At 69.1% G+C, this 9,264-nt stretch carries 9 protein-coding genes; 3 read left to right on the forward strand and 6 right to left on the reverse strand.

The window, feature by feature from the left end:
- On the reverse strand, nucleotides 1-924 hold a 924-nt coding region (locus ACT6Y9_RS05575; protein WP_443743802.1), incomplete at its 3' end, for a DNA translocase FtsK 4TM domain-containing protein.
- A gap of 177 nt (nucleotides 925-1,101) precedes the next feature.
- On the opposite strand from ACT6Y9_RS05575, the gene trxB reads away from it, so the two are divergent.
- From trxB to ACT6Y9_RS05590, 3 genes are read left to right on the forward strand one after another with little or no spacing between them, the layout of a single operon-like run.
- Nucleotides 1,102-2,070 (forward strand): thioredoxin-disulfide reductase, encoded by a 969-nt coding sequence (gene trxB, locus ACT6Y9_RS05580; protein ID WP_443743803.1) that lies wholly within the window; start codon nucleotides 1,102-1,104, stop codon nucleotides 2,068-2,070.
- A 44-nt stretch (nucleotides 2,071-2,114) separates the two neighbouring features.
- On the forward strand, nucleotides 2,115-2,777 hold the full coding sequence (locus ACT6Y9_RS05585; RefSeq protein ID WP_295476748.1) for a Smr/MutS family protein: 663 nt from the start codon (nucleotides 2,115-2,117) through the stop codon (nucleotides 2,775-2,777).
- A gap of 29 nt (nucleotides 2,778-2,806) precedes the next feature.
- Nucleotides 2,807-3,697: a trimeric intracellular cation channel family protein gene (locus ACT6Y9_RS05590; protein ID WP_443743804.1), complete on the forward strand. Its 891-nt coding sequence runs from the start codon at nucleotides 2,807-2,809 to the stop codon at nucleotides 3,695-3,697.
- A 67-nt stretch (nucleotides 3,698-3,764) separates the two neighbouring features.
- Here the strand turns inward: ACT6Y9_RS05590 and ACT6Y9_RS05595 are convergent, their stop codons facing one another.
- The 5 genes from ACT6Y9_RS05595 to ftsH form a co-directional block, all read right to left on the reverse strand.
- The gene (locus ACT6Y9_RS05595; protein ID WP_295476752.1) at nucleotides 3,765-4,103 is read right to left on the reverse strand and encodes a P-II family nitrogen regulator; all 339 of its coding nucleotides are present in this window, start codon (nucleotides 4,101-4,103) and stop codon (nucleotides 3,765-3,767) included.
- Nucleotides 4,104-4,228: 125 nt separating this feature from the next.
- Nucleotides 4,229-4,564 (reverse strand): hypothetical protein, encoded by a 336-nt coding sequence (locus tag ACT6Y9_RS05600; protein ID WP_295476754.1) that lies wholly within the window; start codon nucleotides 4,562-4,564, stop codon nucleotides 4,229-4,231.
- A gap of 132 nt (nucleotides 4,565-4,696) precedes the next feature.
- Nucleotides 4,697-6,031, reverse strand: a complete 1,335-nt coding sequence (gene glmM, locus ACT6Y9_RS05605) for a phosphoglucosamine mutase (RefSeq protein ID WP_295476756.1) — start codon at nucleotides 6,029-6,031, stop codon at nucleotides 4,697-4,699.
- A gap of 89 nt (nucleotides 6,032-6,120) precedes the next feature.
- Nucleotides 6,121-6,975 (reverse strand): dihydropteroate synthase, encoded by an 855-nt coding sequence (gene folP / locus ACT6Y9_RS05610; RefSeq protein ID WP_295476758.1) that lies wholly within the window; start codon nucleotides 6,973-6,975, stop codon nucleotides 6,121-6,123.
- A gap of 125 nt (nucleotides 6,976-7,100) precedes the next feature.
- Nucleotides 7,101-9,089 (reverse strand): ATP-dependent zinc metalloprotease FtsH, encoded by a 1,989-nt coding sequence (ftsH, locus tag ACT6Y9_RS05615; protein ID WP_295476760.1) that lies wholly within the window; start codon nucleotides 9,087-9,089, stop codon nucleotides 7,101-7,103.
- Between the last annotated feature and the right edge of the window lie 175 nt (nucleotides 9,090-9,264).

Here is a 9,264-nt window from a genome sequence, read left to right on the forward strand (position 1 = left end):
GGCAGCCGTCCGCACGGGCGCCTCGGGGGCGGCGGGCGCCTCCTCGGGACGCTCCTGCGCGAGCGTGGCCGAAGTGAAGACGGGCACCACGGACGGACGCGCGGGCTCCGGTTCCGGCGCGGGCGCGGGTTCGGGAGCGGCCGCTCTGGAGCGCAGAAGACGCGAGAGAATCTTCTCGTCGATGAAGCGGCCCGTCGTTTCGGCGACGTCCGTCCAGGAGAAGTCCATGAGGAGCGAGAGCCCGATCGCGACGAGAAGGAGAAAGACGACGAGCGCGACGCCCGAGCCCACGTAGTGCACGACGGCGAAGGCGAGCGTGCCTCCGAGCACGCCGCCCGGACCGTATGGCAGGTCCGCGCCGAAGACGAAGAGCCGCAGTGCCTCGAGCGAGGTGGAGCCCACCATCAGGGCGCAGAGGCCGAAGAACGCCGTGAACTTCGGCGGATTGATCCGCTCGGGGTTCGTCTCCCCATGGGCGGCGCGCACGCGCGAGCGGAAGGCGAAGAAGGCGACCATCACGAGCCCGAGCACGAGCCACCAGGCCGAAGCGCCGAAGGCGCCGAGCAGCATGTCCGCCGTCCAGGCGCCCCAGACGCCGCAGACGTTCGAGGCGGGTCGGGCGGTCGCGACCGAGAAGGCCGGGTCCGCGGGCGAATAGGTCGCGAACGATGCGGCGAGCACGAGGGCGAGCGGCACGGAAAAGATCCAGCTCCGCTCCCAGAAAAAGCGCGCGAGGCCGATGAAGGCGTCCGCCACGCGCGCGCGCATCACGCTTCTCGCCTCGGTGCGCCGGCGGCGGCGCTCCGCGCGCGCCTCCTCGGCCTCCTGTGCGGCCTGAAGTTCGGCCGGACTCGGGGCGTCGGCTTCATCGGCGCCGGGCGTCTTCTCCTTCGGAGCCTTGCTGCGGGTGTTCTTCTTCGCCATTGCGTTGGGTCGTCGTTTGTGAAAATCCGATCCGTTGATTCTAATGAGACGCCGCCTGCGCTCCCCGTGAAGTCCCATAATGAGACTTCCGGCAACGAATTCCGCCCGCCGCCGCGAGGCCGCCCGAAGTCTTCGGGCGCGCGCCGGCGCGGCCGGGCACTCATTGAGAGAAAAGCAATGCAGAACACCAAGCACGCCCGCGTCGTCATCCTCGGCTCCGGCCCCGCCGGCTGGACGGCCGCCGTCTACGCCGCCCGCGCGAACCTCCGCCCCGTCGTCATCACCGGCATGGAGGCGGGCGGCCAGCTCATGACCACCTCGGAAGTGGACAACTGGCCGGGTGCCGTCGACGGCGTCCAGGGGCCCGAACTCATGGAGCGCATGCAGAAGCACGCCGAGCGCTTCGGCACCGAGGTGGTCTACGACCTCGTGAAGAAGGTCGACCTCTCCAAGCGCCCCTTCACGCTTACGACTGATCTCGGAGACGTCTGGACGTGCGACGCCCTCATCGTCGCCACGGGCGCCTCGGCCAAGTACCTTGGTCTTCCGAGCGAGGAGGCCTACAAGGGCCGTGGCGTCTCGGCCTGCGCGACCTGCGACGGGTTCTTCTACAAGGGCCGTCCGGTCGCCGTCGTGGGCGGCGGCAACGCCGCCGTCGAGGAGGCGCTCTACCTCGCCAACATCGCCTCGAAGGTGACGCTCGTGCACCGGCGCGACACCTTCCGCGCCGAGCCGATCCTCGTCGACCAGCTCCACGCGCAGGTGGTCGCGGGCCGCATCGAGCTCGCGCTCAACCGCACCGTGGCGGAGATCCTCGGCGATCAAAAGGGCGTGACGGGGCTCGCGCTCGCCGACGCCGAGGGTCGCCGCTCCGAGGTTGCGCTCGAGGGCGTCTTCATCGCGATCGGCCACCACCCGAACACCGCGCTCTTCGAGGGGCAGCTCACGCTCAAGAACGGCTACGTCGTCACCGCCGGGACGGGTTCGGCCGCGGCGAGCGCGACGAACGTCCCCGGCGTCTTCGCCGCGGGCGACGTGCAGGACCAGGTCTACCGCCAGGCGGTCACGTCGGCCGCCGCGGGCTGCATGGCCGCGCTCGACGCGCAGCGCTTCCTCGAAGCTGAGGAGGCCCGGAGCGGCCGCTGACGAGGCGCTCCGTTTTTTCCCTTTTGAGAGGCAGTTCAAAAGAAATGGCTCAGTATCACGATCTCTCCGAGCTCAAGAAGCTCTCGCGCGACCTCAAGGCGCAGGCCGAGGCGGCCGCCGAGGAGAAGAAGCGCCGGGCGGCCGAATCGCGGCGCCTCAACGCCGCGGGCGACCAGTTCCGCGCGGCGATGAAGGAGTTGGGCGTCGCGCCCACGGACCGCACCCGCGGCCGCGTGCAGAAGGCCTTCCCGAAGCCCGCGCCGGTGGCGCGCCAGCAGGAGGCCGAAAAGGCCGAGGTGCTCGCCGCCTCCCTCTCGGACGAATGCGATCCGGTGGTCTTCCTCGAGAGCGAGGACGGCCTGATGTTCCGCCGCCCCGACGTGCCCCCTGAAATTCCGCGCCGGCTCTACCGCGGCGAATGGACCGTGCAGGCGCACATCGACCTGCACGGGCTCTTCGTGGACGAGGCGCGCGAGGCGGTGGCGAAGTTCATCCGCGACGCGCGAATCCACGGCCACCGGTGCCTGCGCATCGTCCACGGCAAGGGCTACAACTCCGAGGGCGGCCACAGCGTCCTCAAGGAGATGGTGCGCCGCTGGCTCAAGCAGAAGTCCGAGGTGATGGCCTTCGTGCAGGCGCCCCCGCACGACGGCGACTCGGGCGCGGTGATTGTGCTGCTCGACCAGAAGCGGCGCTTCCAGCCCTGAGCGCCGCCCCTACCGGAGGAGGAACCCCCATGATGTTTGGCGACCCCGTCTTCGCCGCGCTCGCGCAGTCCACCGAATGGCTCGACACGATCGGCATCCTCGGCTTCGCACTTGCGGGCATCCTCGCCGCGCAGGGCCGCGGCGTGGACCCCGTGGGCGTGTTCATCCTCGCCTTCACGAGTGCCTTCGGCGGCCTCACGATCCGGGACCTGCTCCTGGATCTCCGGCCCTTCTACTGGGCCTCGCACGACGCCTTCACCTGGGTGATCATCATCTTCACGATCTTCGCGCCGCGCATCGTCCGGCGCTTCTCGCGCTCGACCGCCCACGAAGTCTTCCTCTGGGCGGACGCGGTGGGGCTCGGCGTCTTCTGCGCCTCCGGCACGCTCCTCGCCTGGGAGAAGGGAATGCCCCCGCTCTCGTGCGCCCTCGTGGGTACGGCGACGGGCATTCTCGGCGGCGTGATGCGCGACGTGCTCCTCAACCGCCTCCCGGCGGCGCTCTCAGACAAGAAGCCCTACGGGCTCGCGGGCTTCATCGGCTGCTGGCTCTCAATCATCCTGCTCTGCGACGGCGTGCGGCCCGCGTCGGTCCTCTACGTCACCGCCTTCACGATCGTGCTGCTGCGCATGTTCACCCTCAAGGTGAACTGGGAGATCCGCTACCGCACCGAACTCGCCCGCCGCATCTTTCCGGGCAACGGCCCGGTCTCGATCGCGCGGATCCTCAGGCGGCGCGGCGTCAAGGCGGAGAAGACGCAGAAGGCGACGAAGCCCGCCGTGCGCGCTCCGCGCGTGCGCCGCACTCCCGGCCCGGCCTCGTTCTCGGCGAACGACGAGGCGCTGCGCGTGCAGGCGCGCGCAAAAGAAAAGTCCGCCAACCTGCCGTCGGCGGACCCTTCCAAAAAGCCGGAGAAATAGGCGCGCGCCACTCGGTCGGGAGGAGGCGTCCCCCGGCCGCGCGGCACGCCTCAGGGCGCGGGCTCGATCAGACCGCCGCTTCGCCCGTCTCGCCGGTGCGGATGCGGATCACCTGCTCCACGTCGAAGACGAAGATCTTGCCGTCGCCGATCTTGCCCGTGTGCGCCGTACGCCGGATCGCCTCCACCGCCTGGTCGGCGATGTCGTCGGAGACCACGGTCTCGACCTTGAGCTTGGGGAGGAAGTCCACGATGTACTCTGCTCCTCGGTAGAGCTCCGTGTGGCCCTTCTGACGGCCGAAGCCCTTCACTTCCGTTACCGTCAGCCCGTGCACGCCGGCCTCGCCGAGCGCTTCGCGGACGTCGTCAAGCTTGAAGGGCTTGATCACGGCGACGATCTGCTTCATGTTCTGCTTCTCCTAGAGATGAAGAAGCCGGTGTCTCCATCACGCCCGAAGCGAGATGGAGGCGCACCGGCTACGGTTCCCGTCGAGGGCGCACTCACGACTGTCGCGTCCGCCCCGCATGGAACTTACTCCGCCTTGGCGGCCTTCTTGGCCTTGGCCGGCTCGACGGACTCGTCGGCGGGCTTCACTTCGGCGGGACGGCCGACGCGGTACTCGTAGAGTGAGACGTCCTTCACGCGCACGCCGAACTTCGGATCGTTGTTGGGCGAGTGCCAGACGTCGCGCTTCTGACGCCAGGCGTTGATGAAGGCGACCACGTTCTGCGGCATCGCGTTGCTGTCCGAGATTTCATTGATCGTAAACTGCTGGCCTCCGACGAGGAAGAGCTGCAGCTGATGAATGAAGGGACCCTTGGCAGCGGCGGGCTGCTCGGACGGTTGGGACTGTTGGTTCTCTGTCATTTTGTTTTCTGCCTTTTTGTTCGTCAAAAATGATTGCTTATTCCGCGTCGGTCAGGCAGGGAATAAGCGGATAACTTTAACATGCATCCGTCTTCCCCCGCCCTTTGAGAACGCATCGGATTTGCGCAAACGCTACTTTCCGAGCGCGTCGGCCGTCTCGCGGGCGAGCCGGCGCGCAAGCTCCGGATCGTCGGCCTCGACCATCACGCGCAGTAGCGGCTCCGTGCCCGAAGGACGGATGAGGACGCGCCCGCGTCCGGCGACGGCGGCCTCGGCGCGCGCGACCGCGGCCATGAAGTTGCGGTCGCTCTTCCAGTCGCTGCCCTTCGCGAGGGGCTGGTTGACGAGCACCTGCGGCATGAGCACGAGGTCGGCCGTGAGCTCGGCGAGCGTCTTCCCGGTACGGCGCACGGCCGAGAGGACCTGCAGCGCGCTCACGATGCCGTCGCCCGTCGTCTGCCGGTCGAGCGCGAGGATGTGGCCGGAGGTTTCACCGCCGAAGCGCCACCCGCGCGCGAGGAGCTGCTCGAGGACGTAGCGGTCGCCCACCCTGGCGCGCGCGAAGGGGACGCCCAGTTCGGCGAGGCGCTTCTCCAGCCCGTAGTTCGTCATCAGCGTGCCCACAACGCCCTCGACCGCGCCGCGGCGCATGCGGTCGCGCACGATCACGTAGAGGAGCTGGTCGCCGTCGTAGATCCGCCCCTCGGGGTCGGCCATGATCAGGCGGTCGGCGTCGCCGTCAAGGCTCACCGCGATCCCGCAGCCGTGCTCGCGGCAGAGCTCCGCGAGGTGCTCGGTGTGGGTCGCTCCCACGCCGCGGTTGATGTTGAAGCCGTCGGGCGAGGCGCCCACGGCGACCACGTCGGCGCCGAGCTCATGGAAGACGTCGGGTGCGACGTGGTACGCCGCCCCGTTGGCGCAGTCCACGAGGATGCGCATGCCCTTGAGATCCACGTCGTCGTCGATCGTGGACTTGCAGAATTCAATGTAGCGCCCCGAGGCGTCGTCGAGGCGCTTCGCCTTGCCGAGTTCGGACGAGGCAACGCAGTCGAACCCGCGGTCGATCTCCGCCTCGATCTCGAGCTCCCAGGCGTCGGGGAGCTTCTGCCCGGCCCCGGAGAAGAACTTGATGCCGTTGTCGTCGTAGGGGTTGTGACTCGCCGAGATGACGACGCCCGCCGAGAGGCGCAGCGCCCGCGTGAGGTACGCCACCGCCGGCGTCGGAATCGGCCCGCAGAGCACGACGTCCACGCCCGCCGAGGAGAACCCCGCCTGGAGGGCCGCCTCGAGCATGTAGCCCGAGACGCGCGTGTCCTTGCCGATCAGCACCGCCGCGCGGCCGTCGGCGGCGTGGCGCCTCAGCACCCGTCCGGCCGCCTGACCGAGCTTCATCACGAAGTCGGGCGTGATGGGGCTCACGCCCACCTTGCCGCGCACGCCGTCCGTGCCGAAATAACGTCGTTCCATCTTCTTCTCCTTCGGGTGTGGTCCGGTTGCGCACGGGTGGTGCCGCCGCCCCGAACCCTGTTCAGTCAAGCCTAGAGCAGGCGCAGCCGCTAGTCGAGCCGCAGCGCGCGTAGTTCGATCCGGCGCTGCGCTTCGCGCAGCGCCCGCAGAACCGCAAAGGCGTCCGCCGTCTCGCGCACGTCGTGCACGCGCACGATCTGCGCGCCGCGCTCGACGCAGAGGAGCGCGGCGGCGGCGCTCGCCGCGGCGCGCTCCTGCGGGGCCTCGCGCCCCGTGACGGCCCCGAGGCTGCGCTTTCGCGAAACGGCCGTCATGAAGGGCTGCCCCGATGCGGCGAAGCGCGCCGTCGCGGCGAGGAGCTCGAAGTTCTGCACGGGGCCCTTGCCGAAGCCGAAGCCCGGATCCCAGCAGATCCGCTCGGGCGCGACGCCCGCGGCTTCGAGCGCCGCCTGGCGCTCCTCGAGGTAGCGCTGCACCTCGGCGACGACGTCGCCCTGAACGGGCTCGTGCGCCCAGTGCATGACGACGAGGCCGCAGTCGGTCGCCGCGGCCGCCTCGAGGGCGCCGGGGAGCTCAAAGGCGCGCACGTCGTTGAGGATTCGGGCACCCGCTGCGGCCGCCTCCGTCATGATCTCGGGGCGCGAGGTGTCCACCGAAACGAAGAACCCCTCCGCGGCGAGGGCCTTCACGACCGGGATCACCCGGCGGCGCTCCTCGTCGAGCGGCACCTCGCCGGCGCCCGGGCGCGTCGATTCACCCCCGACGTCGATGATCTGCGCGCCCTCGTCGCGCATCCGGCGCGCCCAGTTGAGCGCCGAGGCGAGGTCGTCGTGCTCGCCCCCGTCCGAAAAGGAGTCGGGCGTCACGTTGAGGATCCCCATGATGACGGGGCCCTGGGTGAAGTCAATCCGGGTGCGGCCGCACCGCCAGAAGGTCGCAGGCATTCGTCTTCTCCGCGAGATGGGCAGAAACAATCCGGGCCGCGCCGGCGGATGCCCTCATGAGCGAGGGATCCGCCCGAGCTGCGGCCCGGGGGAAGGGAGGCCGCCGCGGCCTCCCGAGCTGAAGGTTATTCGCGCTTCTCTTCCGACGCGTCCTTCGGCGCGGCTTCGGGTGCGTCGCCGGCGTCCTTCGGGGCGTCCTTCGGCGCCTCCTGCGCAGCCTCGGCCTCAGGTGCGGGCTGTGCGGCGGGCGCGGCCTTGGCGCGCGGCTTCAGGTTCTCGCCTTCGGCCGGATCGGCGTTCTTGGGCGGACGCGGCGAGCGGCCGGCCATGATGTCGTCGATCTGGTCCTTGTCGATCGTCTCCCACTCGAGAAGCGCGTGGGCCATGGCCTCCATCTTGTCGCGGTTCTCCTCGATGATCCTGCGTGCGACGGCGTACTGCTCGTCGATGATGCGGCGGATTTCGGCGTCCACCTCCTGCATCGTGCGCTCCGAGACGTGCGTGGTCTTCGTCACCGAGCGGCCGAGGAACACCTCGCCCTCGTTTTCGGCGTAGACCATCGGCCCCATGCGCTCACTCATGCCGTAGCGCGTCACCATGTCGCGTGCGAGCTGCGTGGCGCGCTCGAAGTCGTTCGACGCGCCCGTCGTCATCTGGTGCATGAAGATCTCCTCGGCGATGCGCCCGCCGAAGAGGATCGCGATGCGCGTGAGGAGGTACTGTCGGTTGTAGGCGTAGCGGTCCATCTCGGGGAGCTGCATCGTGAGGCCGAGCGCGCGCCCGCGCGGCACGATCGTCACCTTGTGGACCGGATCGCTCTCGGGCAGGAGGCGCGCGACGACGGCGTGCCCCGACTCGTGATAGGCGGTGTTGCGCTTCTCGTCCTCGGTCATCACCATGCCGCGGCGCTCCGCGCCCATCATGATCTTGTCCTTGGCGTTCTCAAAGTCCTGCATCGTCACGACGCGGCCGTTGCGGCGCGCGGCGAAGAGCGCCGCCTCGTTGACGAGGTTCGCGAGGTCCGCACCCGAGAAGCCCGGCGTGCCGCGCGCGAGCACCGGAACGTCCACGTCCGGACCCGCGGGGATCTTCTTGAGGTGCACGCCGAGGATCTGCTCGCGCCCGCGGATGTCGGGCATCGGCACGACCACCTGACGGTCGAAGCGCCCCGGACGCAGCAGCGCCGGGTCGAGCACGTCGGGACGGTTCGTCGCGGCGATCACGATCACGTTCGCGCCCGTGTCGAAGCCGTCCATCTCGACGAGCATCTGGTTGAGCGTCTGCTCGCGCTCGTCGTTGCCGCCACCGAGGCCCGCGCCGCGCTGGCGGCCGACCGCATCGATTTCATCAATGAAGATGATGCAGGGGGCGTTCTTCTTGGCGGTCTCGAACATGTCGCGTACGCGCGCGGCGCCCACGCCGACGAACATTTCGACGAAGTCCGAGCCCGAGATCGTGAAGAAGGGCACGCCCGCCTCGCCGGCGATCGCCTTGGCGAGGAGCGTCTTGCCCGTGCCCGGAGCGCCCACGAGGAGGACGCCGCGCGGAATGCGGCCGCCCAAACGCTGGTACTTGGAGGGGTCGCGCAGGAAGTCGACGATCTCCTGCACGTCCACCTTCGCCTCGTCGCAGCCCGCGACGTCCTTGAAGCGGACCTTGTTGTCCTGCTCGGTGAGCATGCGTGCCTTGGACTTGCCGAAGCTGAAGGCGCCGCCACCGCCCGCGCCCCCCTGCATGCGGCGCATGAAGAAGATCCAGACGCCGATCAGGAGAAGCATCGGGAACCAGGAGACGAAGACCGTCGCGAGGAACGAGGGCTCCTCCTCGGCCTTGCCGTAGACCTGGACGCCCGACTTCCTCAGGTCGTCCACCATCCAGAGGTCGCCCGGACTCGTGATCGTGTATTCGGCCCCCGTCTGAGGCGTGACGATGAGGCGCCGTCCCTGGACGTCGACGCGGCGGATCTTACCCGCCTTGGCGTCGTCCATGAACTGCGTGTAGCTCGTCGTGTCGAGCGACTGCGTGGCGGTCGTCTCAAACTGGCGGAAGACCGTGAAGAGCACAACCGCGACGAGGACCCAGACGGCGATGCGTGCAAAAGACTTGTTGTCCAACTTTGAACTCCGAGAGGAATGCGCCGCGGGGAGCGACCGCACGGGCGGGAGGTCCGTCCGGAGCGACGCCCCGCTCGAGCGGGAGGGCTTTGGCACGCCGTCCCTGCGCGCAGGCTTCTTCTTTGTTGTTGTTGATGGGCCGCCGGCCTCAGGGACGCGAGTCCCGACGGGCGGC

Source organism: Sutterella sp., from assembly GCF_052272535.1.
Classification (GTDB): Bacteria; Pseudomonadota; Gammaproteobacteria; order Burkholderiales; family Burkholderiaceae_F; genus Sutterella.